Origin of the sequence: Ensifer sp. Root278 (assembly GCF_001429285.1) — a bacterium.
Classification (GTDB): domain Bacteria; phylum Pseudomonadota; class Alphaproteobacteria; order Rhizobiales; family Rhizobiaceae; genus Ensifer.
Genome location: NZ_LMJJ01000023.1, coordinates 263,371 through 280,137 on the forward strand (window position 1 = coordinate 263,371; position 16,767 = coordinate 280,137).

The following is a 16,767-nucleotide window of genomic DNA, read 5'->3' on the forward strand; positions in this document are numbered from 1 at the left end:
AATGTTCCGAGGAGAGGCCCAAGGCTGTTGGGCCGAACCGTGACCGAAATGTGGTGATAATCATTCTTTGGCGTGGATCGCCGCCCGCTGCGAGCACTCGTTTCCGGAGTGTTGCAGAATTCCCGCGCCACCTCTGTTGGCTGCCTTTAGCCAATGGCCAGATCGCCCTTCGTGGGATCCGGAATGACGACGATGGTGCTACCGTCCCGCGCCTGATCGTAGAGATAGACGACATCCTGATTGAGCAGGCGAATGCAGCCCGACGAGACCGCCTTGCCGATCGAATGCGCCTCGGGACTACCGTGAATCCGATAGAGCGTGTCCTTGCCGTCCTTGTGGATGTAGAGCGCACGGGCGCCGAGCGGGTTCTTGATGCCCGGCGGCATGCCGCCATTGGCGATGCTGTAGGGCGCGAGCTTCGGCTGGCGCGCGACCATCTCATCGGGCGGAGTCCACCGCGGCCATTTGCGCTTGTAGGCGACAATCGCCCGCCCGGACCACGCGAAACCCTCGCGGCCGACGCCGATGCCGTAGCGCATCGCCCGCCCGCCGGGCAGCACATGATAGAGATACTTCGCCGGCGTATCGACGATGAGCGTGCCGGGCCGCTCGCCGCTCGGATAATCCACCTCCTGTCGCCAGAACTTCGGATCGATCTCGGCGACCCTCACCTCGGGGATCGGAAACTCTTCATCCGGCATCGCGTGGTACATCGGCGGCACGGTCGGCCCGGCCGCGGCGCGGACGGGTGTTGCCGCCGGCACGACCGCCGGCGTCGGACGCGCGGTCGCGCAACCGGTGGCGAACAGCGAGGCTGCTCCGACGACAAGGCTGCGGCGGGTGAGCGTGATGCCGGTCTTGTGATCGGCCGTGGATGAAGAGGGCTCGTTTGGTTCGGTCATATCGGGCATTCAACGATTCGATTGTTGCAATGCCGCTTCAGAGGGAAGTCCTACCTTAAGGCTGCCTTAAGGGAGCGATTTAAGAGTTCCGCTCTCAAAAATGTGAGGAATAGCAATGCGAGTCCTGATCGTCGAAGACGACGATATCCTCAGAGACGGCCTGAAGGTCGGCCTGGCGCTGGCCGGATTTACCACCGATGCGGTCGGCACCTGCGACGCGGCGGCGACGGCACTCGCCGCCAACAGCTTCGACGCGATCGTACTCGATCTGATGCTGCCGGATGGTTCCGGCATGGATATCCTCAAGGACTTGCGCTCCAGCCAGAATGACACTCCCGTGCTCCTGCTGACGGCCCGCGACACGGTTCGCGATCGCGTGGCCGGCCTCGACACCGGCGCCGACGACTACCTCGGGAAACCCTTCGACCTCGACGAAGTGGCCGCACGGTTGCGGGCGCTGTCTCGGCGGTCTACCGGCCGTGCGACGGCGGCGCTCGAATGGGCAGGCCTGCGGCTCGATCCCGCCCGGCAATCGGTGGAACAGGCCGGCAAACCGGTGCAGCTCTCGCGGCGTGAGTATTCGATCCTGCACACGCTGATGGCACATCCCGGCGTCATCTTTTCGAAAACCAAACTCGAAGACAGGCTCTACGGCTGGCAGGAGGAAATCGAAAGCAACGCCGTCGAGGTCCACATCCATCATTTGCGCAACAAACTCGGCCCCGGCCTGATCGAAACCGTCAGGGGCATCGGCTATCGGCTGGGTGGGGCCGGCTGATGCGGTCGCTGCGCACCCGCCTCTTCGCCATACTGTTGATCACGACAGGACTGCTGTGGCTGTCAGCGACGGTGTGGATCTTCCTCAGCACGCGCGCCGAGGTGGAGCGTGTGCTCGACGCGCGGCTGATGGAGGCCGCGCGCATGGTGAATTCGCTGATCGTCAGCCCAGACATGATGAAGGAGGAAGGCGACGGTGACGCCAACCGTCCGGCGCAGAGCGCGATCAAGATTCCGATTCTGGAGCACCCGCACTACGACCGGCAGCTCTCCTGCCAGATCTGGTCGCTGGACGGCACGCTGATCGGCAAGTCGGACAGCGCTCCCGACACGACGCTCGCGCCGCATGCGATGGGCTTCTCGGAAACCGTCATCAACGGTGAGACCTGGCGGGTTTTCGCGGTCGAGAATGCCAGCCTCGGCGTACGCGTCCTCGTCGGCGACAACCTTCGCATCCGCGACCGGCTGGTCAACGATCTGGTCAAGGGGTTGCTGCTACCGGCGCTGCTGATCATCCCCCTTCTGGCCGTCTTGATCTGGCTCAGCGTCGGGCGCGGGCTGGCACCGCTCCGGAAACTTGCGGGCGATCTCGCCGCGCGCGAGGCTTCGAATCTGCACGCGATCGAAGACGTGGGCACGACGCGCGAAATCAGCCCGGTGTTGAAATCGCTGAACGGCCTCTTCGCCCGCGTCGCCGGTGCCCGCGAGCGCGAACAGAACTTCATCGCCTTTGCCGCCCACGAACTGCGCACGCCTCTGGCCGGCCTCAAGACGCAAGCCCAGGTCGCGCTTGCCAGCGACGACGGCGAGATCCGTGAAAAGGCGCTCGGCCAGATTGTCGCCGGGGTCGACCGGACCGGCAAGCTGGTGCGGCAACTGCTCGACATCGCCTCCGTCGAGGCCTCCGAGAGTGCCAAGCCAGCAGGAGCCTTCAATGCCGGTGAAATATTGACAGGTCTTCGGACCGAACTCGCCGGCCAGGCTCACCGGGTCGACGTCGCCATCGACCCGCACCTCTTCGGTGTGAAGATCGAGATGGATCCGGACCTGTTTCGCCTGGCGGCGCGCAACCTCCTGGAAAATGCGATCAACCATTCGCCGCCTGGCGCAACAGTCTCCTGCACCTGCGAGATGGCGGCCGGCCGCCTCGTCATTGTGATCAACGACACAGGCCCTGGCATTCCCGACGAGGAGATGCCGCACGTGACCGAGCGCTTCTTCCGCGGCCGCTTCAAGACATCGGTCGGCAGCGGCCTGGGCCTCAGCATCGTCGAACGGGCGCTGGATCGTACCGGCGCGGAGCTCGAGCTCCGCAACCGGCAGGGCGGCGGTTTGTCGGCTCGCATCGTGCTGCAGCAAAGCCTCATCCGGTAACCGGCTATAGGACCTAGCTCGAAAGGAGGCGTTGACCTCAGGATCAGGCGTGACACGCTCAGGCTTGGGTTCATATCGGCCATCCGCGAGAGCCCATTCTCCGGATGACGCGAACCGAAAGGAGACAGTCATGGCAGCGAACGGCAGCTACAACGGAAAGTGCTTCTGCGGCGCAGTCGAGATCGAAGTGAGCGGCGATCCGGCCGCCATGGGCTTCTGCCATTGCAATTCGTGCCGGACGTGGTCGGCGGGACCCGTGAATGCCTTCACGCTTTGGCCGCCGGAGAAGGTCCGCATCGTCAAGGGCGCGGACAATCTTGTCGGCTACCAGAAGACCGCGACGAGCGTGCGCAAATGGTGCAAGGCCTGCGGCGGTCACCTCATGACCGAGCATCCGCTCTGGGGCGTGACGGACGTCTTTGCTGCGGTCATCCCGGCACTGCCGTTCAAACCCGCGCTCCACGTCAACTATCAGGAGACGGTGCTGCCGATGAAGGACGGCTTGCCCAAGTATCGCGACTTCCCGCCGGCATTTGGCGGCACCGGAGAATTGATCGCGGAGTGAATCAGGCCGCTGCCGGAGCGATGCTCGCCAGATAGTGCTGAAGGGCTGTGCGCGTGTTGACGAACAGGCGATCGGGGCCGAGCTGATCGGCAAAACCGGAGGCCCGCACATAGGCGAGCACATCCGGGTTCAGCTCGGCCAGCCAGACGGTGACCCCGTGCTCGCTGATGCGACGCTCGCCCTCCGTCATCATTTGCAGCGCGGAATATTCGATATCGAAGACCCGGCTCATGTCGAGCACGAGAACCTTGGGCTTGTGCTTGGCGACCAGCATCTGCGCCTGGTCTGCCACTTGCTGTGCATTGGCAAAGAACAGGCGCCTCTCCGGCCGAAGGATCAGCAGCCCTTCGAAGGTCTCGTCGTCAGGATGATCCGGCGACAGCGGCCGGAGCCGATCGGTGCCGCGCTTGCGGCCGACGACATAGACCTTCGCCGATGCCGCCTGGCGGGCCAGTCCGATGAAGGAAAGCACGATCGCGACGATGATGCCCTGCAGCGTCCCGAAGAGCAGCACGCCGAGGAAAGCCGCCAGCGCCCACTGAAACTCCATTCGCCGGACCTTGCGGACCGACCAGAAATCCGCCGGTTTGATAAGCCCGATCGAATAGACGATGACGATTGCCGCCAGGACCGCCTGCGGCAGCAGACCCAGCATGGGCGCCAGCACCAGCATCGTGGCAGCCGCTGCCGCCGCGGTGACCAGCGACGCCACCTGCGAATGTCCACCGACGGCACGCACGACGGCCGTCTGTGATGTTCCGCCGCCGGCGCTCATGGCGCCGAAAAGCGCGCCGCCGAGATTTGCAGCGCCGGTTGCCAGTAATTCACGGTTCGCCCTGATCGGCGGGTCGGAGGGGGCGGCAAATGCACGTCCGGCGGCGATGGTCTCGGTGAAGCTCATCAAGGCGATGCCGAGCGCGCCGGGCAGAAGCTCCTGAGCAAGACCGAGGCTCGGAAGCGTGATCGAAGGCAGAGACTGCGGGATGAAGCCGACGGTGGAGACACCGAGCGCCTCGAGGCCGGCGAACCAGGAAAGCGCAATGCCTGCAGCCACCGCCAGAAGCGGCGCCGGCGAATGCGGCCAGAGCCGCTCCATCGCAAGAAGCGCCACCAGCGCCGCAGCCGCAATTGCAAGCGTCAGTAGCGAGGTCTCGGACAGATGGCCGGCGATGCTCAGGATATCCCGGAAGAAGCCTTCCTTGGTGAAGTGAAGGCCAAGCAGCTTCGGCACCTGGTCGAGCACGATGACGAGGCCGATGCCGGCCTTGAAGCCGATCAGGACCGGCGAGGAGATGAAGTTGGCGACGAAGCCGAAGCGGAGAAGCGAAGCCAGGATGAGAAGCCCACCGGTCATCGCCGTCAGCGTCGCGGTTGCCGTTATCAACTTGCCGGGATCGCCATCCGGGACGGCAAGGCCGAGCTGTGTTCCGGCGAGAATGGCAAGGGTCGTGGTCGACGAGACGCTCAGCACCCGGGACGTGCCGAGAAGCGCGTAGATGATCATCGGCACGAAGGCGGTGTAGAGACCGACACTGACAGGCAGACCGGCGACCGTGGCATAGGCCATCGCCTTTGGCAGAACCACGGCAGCGGCCGTGAGACCTGCAGTCACGTCGAGCCGGAAACCCGCAGTGGCACCGCGACCGTCGCCGACAGGCGAATGCTCGTTCGATGCCATCCGGACTATCCTCTGGCAGGAGCTTTCATGAAGTTATTCTAAAGCGATAGCACTGGGTAAAATCCGTTGCAAGGAACGCCTCAGCCACACTTCGGGCATCACTTGTCGCCTACCAAAGCAGACGCTGGCAGGCTGCTCGACTTGCGGATATCTTGAGGACTGCGGGTGCCGGGCCGAGAGGGGATTTCGGCGGCAGGGAGCGAAGCCAAGGCGGACCGTCGCAGGCGTACGGAATCGTTAGCACGGCGGGCTTCCTACCTGGCGAGAGGGAGGGTTGCGTGGCGAAATCTCATCGCAGGAGCCATTCAAAAAGAATGCGGCGCCTGTTCTTCTCCAATCTCTACCAGCAACTTCAGGTGCTCTGGCCGATCTTCTCCGCAATCCTGATCGTGATGACCGGATGCGGTGTCATCATTGGCCGCATCGAGGAATGGCGGCTCGATGAATCCCTCTATTTCACCTTCGTCACCGGGCTGACGATCGGCTACGGCGACATCACGCCCAAACACCTGGGCGCACGGCTGCTGGCTCTGGTGATAGGCTTTTCCGGCATCGTCCTGACCGGCCTCGTCGCGGCCATCAGCGTTCAGGCGCTGAACGCGACGAGCAAGGATGAAACGGACGATCGCTGAGGAGAGCGGGCCGGCAATGTACCCCCGCTCCCCGTCCAAGTCTGCCGAAGCTTAGCCGGCCACGAAGCGCCCTTCAGACACGATTTCGGAGAGGGCTTTGCGCGGGCTTGGTTGCTCGCGCTGTTGCAGAGCCTCCGGAAGCAGAGCCTTATCGCCGAGGCGTCCGATCGCGACGGCAGCCTCGATCCGGTAGTTTTCAGGAACTTCGAGTTCGGCCCGCGCGCGGTCGTAGTCGATGCCGGCCATGCCGTGCGCCTGCCAGCCGGAATGGGCCGCCTGCAGGGCGAGTGCGCCCCAGGCGGCGCCCGTATCGAAGGAATGGGTGTAGGAAGGCACCTCCTTGCTGGCGCCTGGCGGCAGCAGGGAGGTTTTCGACAGCACGAAGATGAGGGCCGAAGCCTCCTTTGCCCAACTGCGGTTGAACTCGTTCAGAAGACCGAGCAGCTTCTCCCAGTCCTGTCCGCCGCGGCGGGCATAGACGAAATGCCAGGGCTGGGCATTGTAGGCTGATGGCGCCCAGCGGGCGGCCTCCAGGATTTCGAACAGTTCGGCCTCGGAAATCTCTTCGCCCGAGTAGGCCCGCGGCGACCAGCGTTCGAGAAAAAGCGGATTGATCGCGTGATCCGCGACGCGTGAATTCACATGCAAGGTCATGGGGATGGTCCATTCATCGGCGACGTGCTGCCGCCTTTCGGGTTGGTCATTGACGGCCGAAGCTTTCGTATCGGTCGCAACGACTTCTTAAGGTCGAGATTTCATCGGAGAGTTCGGCGATGCGGTCCCTGAGCTCATTGGCCGTGCCGTCCTCGACATCGTCGAAGCCGAAACAGTCCCGCGCCTCGTGCAGTTCCAAACGGCCCTGCAGGACCTCGCGAATTGCGCTCAAACGCTCAAATTGCCGCAGCATACTCATCTCGGACCTCATTTTCAGCCGATCAACGCAAACCTGCGCCGACCGGAGGGCGTTTCTGCCCAGCTCGATTCCTGACCGAGCCTTCCGAGATTATCCACTCAAATAGTAGATTAAAGGAATTCTGACCCAAAGAGCGAGCGAGAGATGAAAAACTGCTCCGCTTTTGGCGGACGTCGGAGCTGCGAGTGCAGGGGTAGTGTAACGGAGGAAGGAGGCGGCGGCGGTGTCATGCCCTTGGCATTGGTGGACCTGGGCGATGGGAGGCTCGCCCAGGTCGAAAGTATTCAAGCGGTCGGGAGGTCTTTCGCGTCGGGGCGGTTGCCATCGAGGAAGCCCATGTCCCGTTTCAGGTGATCCGACAGGTCTCTGACATCGACGACCTCGAGCGCACGACGCTTTCGAGCGAACAGAAACGCCAGCCAGGAGCGCGCGGAAAAATCGTTTGTCGACGAAAAACTACGTACTTGAATGGTTGTCATAGCCGTCATCCTCTTCATCAATCCGTCTAATGGACGGATCTTGAAAATGGTTACGAGCGGCATCACCTTCCAATCGAATATCGCTTACCATGCATAAGGCCATTTAATGCATAAGACACTTCCGCTTCCACCATTGACGGCGATCCGCGTCTTCGAGGCGGTCGCCCGGCATGGAAGCTTCACGAAGGCCGCAACCGAGCTCGGCACGACGCAGGCCGCGGTGAGTTATCAGATCAAGGTTCTCGAGGATCGGGTCGGCGCGCCCTTGTTTTTGCGCCGACCGCGGCAGATTGCCTTGACAGAAGTCGGACAGCGGCTCGCTCCGGCGGTCACGCAGGCCTTCGAGCAGCTCAGCGAAGCCTATGTCACGGCGCGCGGCGGCGCCCAGGGAACGCTTGTCATCAGCACGATCGCCACGTTCGCCTCCAATTGGCTGGCGCGGCGTCTTGGCTCCTTTCAGATCGCCCACCCTTCCCTTGCCGTCCGCCTTCAAACGGAGCCTCACCTGGTGGACTTCAGCCGCGAGGAGGTCGATATCGGCATTCGCTCCGGCCGCGGCGATTGGCCGGGGCTTGTGGCGCACCGGCTGATCAACGCCGACTTCACCCCTATGCTCAGCCCGAACCTTGCGGCCAGTATCGGCGGGGTGAAGGAGCCGGCCGATCTGTTGCGTCTGCCGCTGCTCGATCCCGGCGATCCCTGGTGGGCGAAATGGTTTGCGGCCGCGAATGTGCCTGCCGAGGGGCTTTCCAGTCGTCCCGGCGCCAGCATGGGCGCGCAGGCCTATGAGGGCAACGCCGCCACGGCCGGCCAGGGCGTGGCGATCCTGACGCCGGCGTTCTTCGCCGCCGAGCTGGCCGATGGGCGCCTCGTCCAGCCCTTCGATCTTCTCTGCAACGACGACCATGCCTACTGGCTGGTCTACCCGGAGACGCGGCGCAATTCACCGAAGATCAGCGCCTTCCGCCAATGGATCCTCGGCGAAATCGGGGTGTCATCGCGCTGAAGCGGGAACCGAGAACGGCACCCCGAACCGGACTGATCTGCCATGGAATTTTGAATCTTTGCGGAACTCTCGGGCGTGCCCGGGAGTTGCATTCCCGAAGCGCCCATAGTGAGGGCATGCGGGAGCGAACATGCAACGCGAGCCGACGGAACAGTTCCGTTCAGCCACGGAGAACGCCTGGTGGACCGTAAATCGCGGCGATGGACCGATCGTCGGCACCGCGATCCACAATGGGCATGCCATGCGCAGCGATGCCCGGGCGCTGGTGGCGTTGACGGAGGAAGAAAGGCTGCGCGAGGAGGACCCGTTCACCGAATTCATCATCCGGGACCTTGCCAACCGCATCGTCGTCCATCGCTCGCGCTTCGAGGTCGATATCAATCGTGCCCGCGTAGGCGCCGTCTACCTCCAGCCCGCACAGGCCTGGGGTCTTTCCGTCTGGCGGGAGCAGCCGCCTGCGGAGTTGATCGAAACATCCCTTGCCGTCCATGACGAATACTATGCCATGCTCCGGTCGATGCTGACGGCGATCGAGCGCCGCCATCAGCGCTTCATCGTGCTCGACATACACAGCTACAACCATCGGCGGCAGGGGCCGGAGGCCGAACCGGCCGATATCGCCGAGGCACCCGAGATCAACATCGGAACCTCCTCCATGGATCGGGCCAAATGGGCCGACGTGATCGATACGCTGGTCGCTGCCATCAGCGCCACCACGCTCGCGGGTCGGCCTGTGGATGTGCGTGAAAACATTGCCTTCCAGGGACGCGGAGAACAGACGCGCTTCATCCACGAGCACTTTCCCGATACGGGCTGCGCGATCGCGATCGAGTTCAAGAAGACCTTCATGGACGAGTGGACCGGCAAGCCAGACCTCGAAGCGCTGAGGTCGCTGCGCACACTGGTCGGATCACTCGTTCCGATCCTGACCGAGGCGCTCGCGAGGCAGCGATGACGGACGGGAGACCCATGCGCGCGAGCCCTGACCCGGAGTGGCTCGATGAAGCCATTGCCCGACTGAAGGATGGTCGCGCCGTGCGACGGGACTTCGGCGAGGGTGGACGGCTGCACATCGACCGCCTGCTTCCCTTCCTCTGCGTCCATATCGCAGCCGAGCACCAGCAGCCGGTCGCGCGCGATATCGCCCAGGCGAATGCCGCCTATCTGCTGGCTCCGAGCGTCGATATCGCCGCCGTCGTCATCGAGCGGGTCGGCCGCGTGATCGAAGAGCGGCAGGGCATGTTCATCGTTCTCGAGTTTGCCGAGCTCGAAAGCGATGACCCGCCGGCCAAGGACGCGCCGTTCCTGCCGCCCTTCCTGATCGAGGTCGTCGCCGGGCTAAGCGGCGCCGAGCAGGTTGCCGCGAAAGCACTGATCGAGACCGCTGCGACGATCGAGGGAAAGTTCCGGACCCCGCATGTGACGCTTGTCGAGCGGCAACCGGAGGCACGGGCAGGCCGAAAGACCCTGGCGCTCGACTATCCCCATCTCACCGTGCGTTTTGCCCCCATCTACTGCGAGCCGGGCACCCGCCGCATCTATCCGCAATTGCGCGAGCGGCTGGTTGCGAGCGTCTTCGATGCTGGGCTCCGCGCCGTTGCGGCCTTCGCCCGCGCGCGGTCCGATGACTTCCGGCTACCGACGCATCGCGCCCTTGGCCGGAAAGCCTTCGTCGACGCGGTCGTGCGTGCCGACCGCGGCATCGACGAGATCGCCTCGAGCTTCGATTTCCTGCTCGCGGTGACGCCGATCAACGCCGAAACCGCCTGGGCGGAATTCGCGTCGAGCGGCTTTTCCCGAAGTCCCCGCCTCTACTATCGGCCGCTGGCGCTGCAGATCGAAACGGCCAAGCGCAAACTCTTCACCCTCAACTTCGAACACCTCGAAGATCCGCTGCTTTATGCCCTCTATCGGGAAAAGCAGCAGGAGGTCGATCTGCAGCTCTCGATGATATCCGCGCGCGAGACCCGCAAATTCGTCGAACTCGGCCGCGCACTCTACGGCCCGGTGGAAAGCGACCTTCTCAACGCCGCGTCCGACATCCTCGCGCGCACCGCAGCCGATGGCGCCTCGTCTCCGACATCCGGCAACAAGCGCGACTGCGACTACATAAGGGAGCGAGCCCAGGCGATGATATCAGCCTATCGGCGCCAGTCCGCCGATTTCACCGCGTCCGTCGAAATTCGCGACGACCTGCCAGCCGGCCTGCTCGTCTCGCGCGGTCAACTGCTGATCGCCAGAAGCTCGGCACTCGACCCCGATCGCGTCGAGGCGCTGCTCAGCCACGAGGTCGGCGTGCACCTGCTGACCTATTTCAACGGCTCGGCCCAGGGCCTCCGGATCCTCCGCTCAGGGCTTGCCGGTTACGAAGGCATGCAGGAAGGGCTTGCCGTTTTCGCCGAATACTTGAGTGCCGGCATGACCGCGGACCGGCTGCGGGTGCTTGCGGCGAGAGTCGTCGGCTGCGCGGCCCTGCTTGACGGCGCACTGTTTCCGGAGACCTACCGGCTGCTCGTCGACGGCCACGGCTTCGGCACCACAGAGGCCTTCAACATTACGCTGCGCATCTATCGCGGCGGCGGGCTGGTCAAGGACGCGATCTACCTGCGCGGCCTGTTGCAGCTTCTCGAGCATCTCGCCGACGGCGGCAGTCTCGAGCCCTTCTGGATGGGCAAGATCGCCGCGTCGCATTTCGGTGCGATCCAGGAACTCAATTTGCGCGGCCTCCTTGGTGCCGCGGCCATTCGCCCTATTTTCCTCGATGACGTCAAAGCGCGCGACCGACTTCAGCGAGCCCAGAGGGGAATTACCCCGCTCGACATGGTCGCAGAGTAGGAAACTGAATGCGCATCGCCTTTTTCGTCAACTCCATCGAGGGCGAAGAGACGGTCTATGCGACGACATCGCTTGCGCTTGCGGCACTCGCCCGTGGCCACGAGATCGTCTACGTCACCCCTGGTGATTTCATCCTGAGGCCCGATGGCCGCCTGATGATCCACGCCCTCAACCTCGGCGCGGCGAAGCCGCGCAAGGCCGAAACCTTCATCGCCGCGTTGCGGAGCGGCGCCACGCGGCGTGAGACGCTGGACATCGCCGACGTCGACGTTCTGTTTTTGAGAAGCGACCCGTCGGAAGACGCCGGTCCGCGCCCCTGGGCCACCCAGGCGGGCGTGATTTTCGGGCGGCTTGCGGCCGAGCGCGGGGCAATCGTCGTCAACGATCCCGACGGGCTCACGCGGGCGCAGAACAAGCTCTATCTCCAGGACTTTCCCGAGATGGTTCGGCCGACCACGCTGATCTCGAAGCATATTGAGGAGATCAGGGCCTTTGTCGACGAGCACCCGGAAGGTGTCATTCTGAAGCCGCTGCAGGGCTCCGGCGGCAAGAACGTCTTCAAGGTTAGCTCCAGCCACGAGACGAACCTCAACCAGATCTTCGAGGCGGTCAGCGAGATGGGCTATGTGATCGCGCAGGAATATCTGCCGGCAGCAACGGAAGGCGACGTCAGGCTGTTCCTGATGAACGGCCGGCCGCTCAAACGCGGCGATACCTACGCTGCGGTTCGGCGCGTCCCGGCGGAAGGTGAGCTACGTTCCAACATGCATGTCAACGGCAGGCCCGTCGCCGCCGTCGTCACGCCGGAAATGCTCGCGGTGGCCGAGCAGATGCGGCCGAAGCTGGTGCGCGACGGCATGTTCCTCGTCGGTCTCGACGTGGTCGGCGACAAGCTCGTTGAGGTCAACGTCTTTACCCCGGGAGCACTGCCTGAAATCGCCGAACTGACATCGATCGAGTTCAGCGAGGACATCATGGCGGCGCTCGAACGGAAGCTCGACATCAAACGGGCCCATGTCGGCACACTTACCAATCGCGAACTGGCCACGCTCTGACCGATAGCCGGCCTGCGACCGGGGAAATCCTACCTTTCACACTGTCAAAGCCCTGTGCGCGCGGTATAAGCGCCGCGCAACCGGATATCTTCGTGCTCCCAAGTGAAGATCAACGGCTGCCGCCGGCGCGTCCAATGCGACGCCCTCCCAAGGCCCCAAGCTCCGGCGTCAACGACATCATGAGGTTAAACCATTGGCAGGTATCATCACCAAGGGCGCTGAGCCCACGCGCGCGGCCTCATCCGCGTCACCGGACGCGACGGGCTATCGATTTGCCCTCTTCGCGCTCACCTCACTGTTCTTCATGTGGGGCTTCATCACGTGCCTGAACGACATTCTGATCCCGCATCTGAAGAACGTCTTCTCGCTCAACTACACGCAGTCGATGCTGATCCAATTCTGCTTCTTCGGCGCCTATTTCATCGTCTCGCTGCCCGCCGGCGCGCTCGTCAAGCGCATCAGCTACAAATGGGGGATCGTGCTCGGCCTCGTCATCGCCGCCATCGGCTGCGCGCTGTTCGTCCCGGCGGCAAGCTTTCGCATCTATGCGCTGTTCCTCGGTGCTCTCTTCGTGCTGGCGAGCGGCATCACGCTGCTGCAGGTTTCGGCCAACCCTTACGTGACCGTGCTTGGTCCGCCGGATACGGCCGCGAGCCGTCTGACCCTGACCCAGGCCTTCAACTCGCTCGGCACGACGCTGGCCCCGATGTTCGGTGCAACGTTGATCCTGTCGGCTGCTGTCGTCGCCACTGCCGGCGCGACGCCGGAGCAGCTCGACGCGCTGAGGCTCGCCGAAGCAAGCGCGGTCAAGATGCCCTACCTGCTTCTTGCCGCCGCCTTCCTGCTGCTTGCGGCGCTCTTCGCCGCCCTGAAGCTGCCGACCGTCGAAGTGCATGACGAGATCGAGCCGATCACCGACGGCAAGTCGGCCTGGCACTACCGCCACCTGGTCCTCGGCGCCATCGGCATCTTCGTCTATGTCGGCGCGGAGGTCAGTATCGGCAGCTTCCTCGTCAACTTCCTGAACCAGCCCGACATTGCCGGCCTCTCCGAGGCCGAAGCCGCCCATTATGTGATGTATTTCTGGGGCGGAGCGATGGTCGGCCGGTTCATCGGCGCGGTTGCGATGCGCTTCGTCGACGACGGCAAGGCGTTGGCCTTCAACGCAGTCGCAGCGATCGTGCTGTTGCTGCTAACCGTCTTTGCCGGCGGCAGCGTTGCCATGTGGTCGGTTCTGGCGATCGGGCTTTTCAACTCGATCATGTTCCCGACGATCTTCAGCCTGGCGCTCTACGGCCTCGGGAAATATACGAGCCAGGGCTCCGGCATCCTGTGCCTGGCAATCGTCGGCGGCGCGCTGTTGCCGCTCGTTCAGGGCGGCCTTGCCGACAACATCGGCATCCACCTTGCCTTCCTGATGCCCGTCGCCTGCTATGCCTATATCGCCTTCTACGGCCTGAAGGGGCACAAGCCGACCTGATCTCAGAAGCCGCACTTCGCCGCCTCGGCGGCGAAGTGCTTTCCAGCCTCTTGAATTGGTGCCGTTCCAGACGGAAACCGCTTCAAATTCTCATGGAATTGTTCTGGCGCCTAAAGCGACTCGTCGACGATGACGACCGGACGCCCCATGGAGCAAGCCTCCACACGCGCCTCGACGCGGTAGACCGAGCGCAGCATGTCCGCGGTGATGACCTCATGGGTCGGGCCGCTCGCCAGCACCGAGCCGCCGCTGATGACGATCGTGTCGTCGCAGTAGCGCAGCGCATGGTTCAGGTCGTGCAGCGCGATCAGCACCGCCATGCCCGACTGCGCCGACAGGCGCTTCATGAAGCCGAGTACCTCGATCTGGCGGAAGAGATCAAGCGCCGAGGTCGGCTCGTCCATCAACAGCACTTCGGGCTTGCGCACCAGGGCCTGGGCTATGGAGACAAGCTGGCGCTGGCCACCGGAAAGCTCGCCGAGGCCGCGAAAGGCGAGGTCGGCGATCCGGAGCTCGCCGAGCACCCGGTCGATCTCGGCGAGTTCGGCGTCCTTCACCTTCCAGCCGGAACCCTGCTTGGCCGACAGAAGCACCGACTCGTAGACGGTGAGCACGGCATTGGCGCCGGTATCCTGCGGCATGTAGCAGATGCCCTCGGGCCCCTTGGACGTGTCCGAAAGGTGGACGGTGCCGGGCCCGGACGTCAGGCTTGCGATGCGCTTGAACAGCGTCGACTTGCCGGCGGCATTGGGACCGATCACCGCCGTCAGGCCACCGCCCCTAAGGACACCTGTATTGACGTCCGACAGCACCACGCGCCGGCCATAGTTCGCACCAACCTTTTCCAGCGTCAGGCTTACCATGCACGCCTCCTGTTGGTGAAAATCAGCACGAAGAAGAAGGGCACGCCGACGAGCGCGGTGATGACGCCGATCGGCAGCACCGCGCCGGGAATCAGCATCTTGCTGACGACCGAGGTGACCGAAAGCAGCAGCGCGCCGCAGAGCACCGAGGCCGGCAGGAAGAAGCGCTGATCCTCGCCGACCAGCATGCGGGCGATATGCGGCCCGACGAGACCGACGAAACCGATCGTGCCGACGAAGGAGACCGGGATCGCCGCAAGCAGGCTGACGGTCATCATCGCCTCGAGCCTTAGCCGGCGAACATTGATGCCGAAGCTCGCCGCCTTGTCGTCGCCGAGCCGAAGCGCCGTCAGCGCCCAGGCGTGCCGTGCAAAAAGCGGCAAGGCGAACAGCAGCACGGCGCCGGTGATCCAGACCTTCGGCCAGGTTGCCTTGGTGAGGCTGCCCATCGTCCAGAACACGACCGCGGCCAGCGCTTGCTCGGAGGCGAGGTATTCGAGCAGCGACAGCGCAGCATTGAAGGTGAAGACGAGCGCGATGCCGAGCAGCACGATCGTTTCCACTGTGACGCCGCGCATGGTGGAGGCGAAGTGGATGAAGAGCGCCGCCAGCATCGCCATCAGGAAGGCGTTGATCGGCACCATGTACTGGACCGCAACCGGAAAGACCGCGACGCCGGCAACGAGGCCGAGGGCCGCGCCGAAACCGGCAGCGGCGGAGATGCCGAGCGTGAACGGACTTGCCAGCGGGTTGGCGAGGATCGTCTGCATCTGCGCGCCGGCGACCGACAGCGAGGCGCCGACCGTCACGGCCATCAGCGCGATCGGCATGCGGATGTCCCAGATCACCACCCGGAGCTGGTCGCTCACGGTTTCCGACCGGAACAGCGCCGTCAGCACATCGGCAAGCGGATAATTTGCAGGGCCAAGCGCCATGTCGACCGCGACGGACGCAAACAGCGCGCCGACGAGACAGAAGATCAGCACCAAACGGCGCAGGACGAGCGCGCGATAGCGCCCCCGTCCCTCAACGCCGGAAATCTGGTCAGTCATGGCAACCATCATTCACCATCCTTCGGAAGCGAGACGAAGTAGCCCGGGCGATAGGTCACCGGCAGGAACTTCTCGTGAAACTCGCGGAAAGTCCGGTCCGGGTCGATGTCGGCAAAAAGCTCCGGCTGGAACCATTTGGCAAACTGCTGGATCGGAATGAACTCGTAAGGCGCGCCGTAGAACTGATGCCAGACGGCGTGCACGTTACCTTCCTTCACCGCCTTCAGGCCGGGAAAGCCCGGGCGCTGCATCAGGCCGCGCAGACGCTCCTCAGCCGCCGCCGCATCGGCGCCACGGCCGACGCTGACGAACTGGTTGAGATCGGATTCCGCCGACCAGTTGCTGCCGGTGATGATGACATGATCGGGATCACTGACGATGAGCTGCTCAGGATTGAGGTCGCCGAAGGTGCCCTTGATCACGTCCGAACCGATATTGTGGCCGCCGGCCTCTTCCACCATCTTGCCGAAATTCGCCGGACCGAAGGTTCGGCAGCAGACGACGTCGCCGGTGATACCGGGAGAGCGCTCGATGAAGACTTTCGGGCGTGCGATTGCCCCCGCCTTCTTCAGGCGGTCCGTCACCAACGCGATCTGGGCATTGCGGTATTCGATGAATTCACGCGCCTTTGCCTCGGCGCCGAAGAGTTGGCCGAGGATTTCGACCGATTTCTCGCTGTTGGCAGCCGGATCGACGCGGAAATCGAGATAGACGACGGCGATGCCGGCAGCCGCCGCCTTTTCGATGAAGCCCGATTCCTCGACAGCCTTCTCAGCCTCGAGGTTCAGGGTCAGCACATCGGGCTTCAGCGCGATCGCCGCTTCGAGGCTGAAATCGCCTGAAGGGATATAGCCGAAACGCGGCAGCTTCTCGATCTCGGGGAAGCGCTCGACATAGGCGGCGTAGGAATCCGGGTCCTTTTTCACGAGGTCGTCGCGCCAGCCGACGATCGTGTCGAAGACATGCTCGCCTTTCAGCGCCGCCGCGACATGGATCTGCCGCGCCTCGCCCAGCAGCACGCGCTTGGCGGGCAGCGCGATTTCGACCCGGCGGCCGGTAACGTCGATGATTTCCGCAGCACTAGCCGGCAGAGCCGCCAGCACTATGGCGGCGATCATCGCCGACGCGATTTTCCTGAAGATCGGCATTCTCATTC

At 63.7% G+C, this 16,767-nt stretch carries 17 protein-coding genes; 9 read left to right on the forward strand and 8 right to left on the reverse strand.

Annotation, left to right across the window (positions count from 1 at the left end; all coding sequences use genetic code 11):
- Window positions 1–146 precede the first annotated feature (146 nt).
- Window positions 147–902: a L,D-transpeptidase gene (locus ASE60_RS17660; RefSeq protein ID WP_057252106.1), complete on the reverse strand. Its 756-nt coding sequence runs from the start codon at window positions 900–902 to the stop codon at window positions 147–149.
- Between the two features lie 115 nt (window positions 903–1,017).
- Between ASE60_RS17660 and ASE60_RS17665 the strand changes: the two genes are divergently transcribed.
- The 3 genes from ASE60_RS17665 to ASE60_RS17675 all read left to right on the forward strand — a co-directional run bounded on the left by ASE60_RS17665 (window position 1,018) and on the right by ASE60_RS17675 (window position 3,618).
- Window positions 1,018–1,680, forward strand: a complete 663-nt coding sequence (locus ASE60_RS17665; RefSeq protein ID WP_057251842.1) for a response regulator transcription factor — start codon at window positions 1,018–1,020, stop codon at window positions 1,678–1,680.
- Complete coding sequence (locus ASE60_RS17670) at window positions 1,680–3,053, forward strand: ATP-binding protein (RefSeq protein WP_057251843.1); 1,374 nt, start codon at window positions 1,680–1,682, stop codon at window positions 3,051–3,053. The genes ASE60_RS17665 and ASE60_RS17670 overlap by 1 nt, the downstream gene beginning before the upstream one ends.
- A 130-nt stretch (window positions 3,054–3,183) precedes the next feature.
- Window positions 3,184–3,618, forward strand: a complete 435-nt coding sequence (locus ASE60_RS17675) for a GFA family protein (RefSeq protein ID WP_057251844.1) — start codon at window positions 3,184–3,186, stop codon at window positions 3,616–3,618.
- A gap of 1 nt (window position 3,619) precedes the next feature.
- Here the strand turns inward: ASE60_RS17675 and ASE60_RS17680 are convergent, their stop codons facing one another.
- Window positions 3,620–5,296 carry a SulP family inorganic anion transporter gene (locus ASE60_RS17680; RefSeq protein WP_057251845.1) on the reverse strand — a complete coding sequence of 559 codons (1,677 nt, stop codon included), beginning with the start codon at window positions 5,294–5,296 and terminating at the stop codon, window positions 3,620–3,622.
- A 314-nt stretch (window positions 5,297–5,610) separates the two neighbouring features.
- Here ASE60_RS17680 and ASE60_RS17685 point away from each other — a divergent pair, with 314 nt between their 5' ends.
- Window positions 5,611–5,928: a potassium channel family protein gene (locus ASE60_RS17685; RefSeq protein WP_057251846.1), complete on the forward strand. Its 318-nt coding sequence runs from the start codon at window positions 5,611–5,613 to the stop codon at window positions 5,926–5,928.
- A 51-nt stretch (window positions 5,929–5,979) separates the two neighbouring features.
- Here the strand turns inward: ASE60_RS17685 and ASE60_RS17690 are convergent, their stop codons facing one another.
- The 3 genes from ASE60_RS17690 to ASE60_RS17700 form a co-directional block, all read right to left on the reverse strand.
- Entirely contained in the window at window positions 5,980–6,582 is a 603-nt protein-coding gene (locus ASE60_RS17690) for a nitroreductase family protein (RefSeq protein ID WP_057251847.1), read from the reverse strand.
- Between the two features lie 46 nt (window positions 6,583–6,628).
- Window positions 6,629–6,841, reverse strand: coding sequence for a hypothetical protein (locus ASE60_RS17695; RefSeq protein ID WP_057251848.1), 213 nt, complete (start codon window positions 6,839–6,841; stop codon window positions 6,629–6,631).
- Window positions 6,842–7,125: 284 nt separating this feature from the next.
- Complete coding sequence (locus ASE60_RS17700) at window positions 7,126–7,383, reverse strand: hypothetical protein (protein WP_309140366.1); 258 nt, start codon at window positions 7,381–7,383, stop codon at window positions 7,126–7,128.
- Between the two features lie 43 nt (window positions 7,384–7,426).
- Here ASE60_RS17700 and ASE60_RS17705 point away from each other — a divergent pair, with 43 nt between their 5' ends.
- The 5 genes from ASE60_RS17705 (at window position 7,427) to ASE60_RS17725 (ending at window position 13,696) form a co-directional block, all read left to right on the forward strand.
- A complete protein-coding gene (locus ASE60_RS17705; protein ID WP_057251849.1) occupies window positions 7,427–8,326 on the forward strand; it encodes a LysR substrate-binding domain-containing protein in 900 nt (299 codons plus the stop codon).
- A 130-nt stretch (window positions 8,327–8,456) separates the two neighbouring features.
- Window positions 8,457–9,281 carry an N-formylglutamate amidohydrolase gene (locus tag ASE60_RS17710; RefSeq protein WP_057251850.1) on the forward strand — a complete coding sequence of 275 codons (825 nt, stop codon included), beginning with the start codon at window positions 8,457–8,459 and terminating at the stop codon, window positions 9,279–9,281.
- Complete coding sequence (locus tag ASE60_RS17715) at window positions 9,278–11,161, forward strand: tyrosine/phenylalanine carboxypeptidase domain-containing protein (protein WP_057251851.1); 1,884 nt, start codon at window positions 9,278–9,280, stop codon at window positions 11,159–11,161. Before ASE60_RS17710 ends, ASE60_RS17715 begins: the two co-directional genes overlap by 4 nt.
- 8 nt (window positions 11,162–11,169) lie before the next feature.
- A complete protein-coding gene (locus ASE60_RS17720; protein ID WP_057251852.1) occupies window positions 11,170–12,216 on the forward strand; it encodes a glutathione synthetase in 1,047 nt (348 codons plus the stop codon).
- Between the two features lie 205 nt (window positions 12,217–12,421).
- Window positions 12,422–13,696: a sugar MFS transporter gene (locus ASE60_RS17725; protein WP_244495659.1), complete on the forward strand. Its 1,275-nt coding sequence runs from the start codon at window positions 12,422–12,424 to the stop codon at window positions 13,694–13,696.
- A gap of 110 nt (window positions 13,697–13,806) precedes the next feature.
- Here the strand turns inward: ASE60_RS17725 and ASE60_RS17730 are convergent, their stop codons facing one another.
- Genes ASE60_RS17730 through ASE60_RS17740 form a run of 3 tightly spaced genes read right to left on the reverse strand, consistent with a single transcriptional unit; the run spans window position 13,807 to window position 16,765 of the window.
- Complete coding sequence (locus ASE60_RS17730) at window positions 13,807–14,559, reverse strand: ABC transporter ATP-binding protein (RefSeq protein ID WP_057251854.1); 753 nt, start codon at window positions 14,557–14,559, stop codon at window positions 13,807–13,809.
- Window positions 14,553–15,623: an iron ABC transporter permease gene (locus ASE60_RS17735; protein WP_057251855.1), complete on the reverse strand. Its 1,071-nt coding sequence runs from the start codon at window positions 15,621–15,623 to the stop codon at window positions 14,553–14,555. The genes ASE60_RS17730 and ASE60_RS17735 overlap by 7 nt, the downstream gene beginning before the upstream one ends.
- Complete coding sequence (locus ASE60_RS17740) at window positions 15,620–16,765, reverse strand: ABC transporter substrate-binding protein (RefSeq protein WP_057251856.1); 1,146 nt, start codon at window positions 16,763–16,765, stop codon at window positions 15,620–15,622. Before ASE60_RS17740 ends, ASE60_RS17735 begins: the two co-directional genes overlap by 4 nt.
- Between the last annotated feature and the right edge of the window lie 2 nt (window positions 16,766–16,767).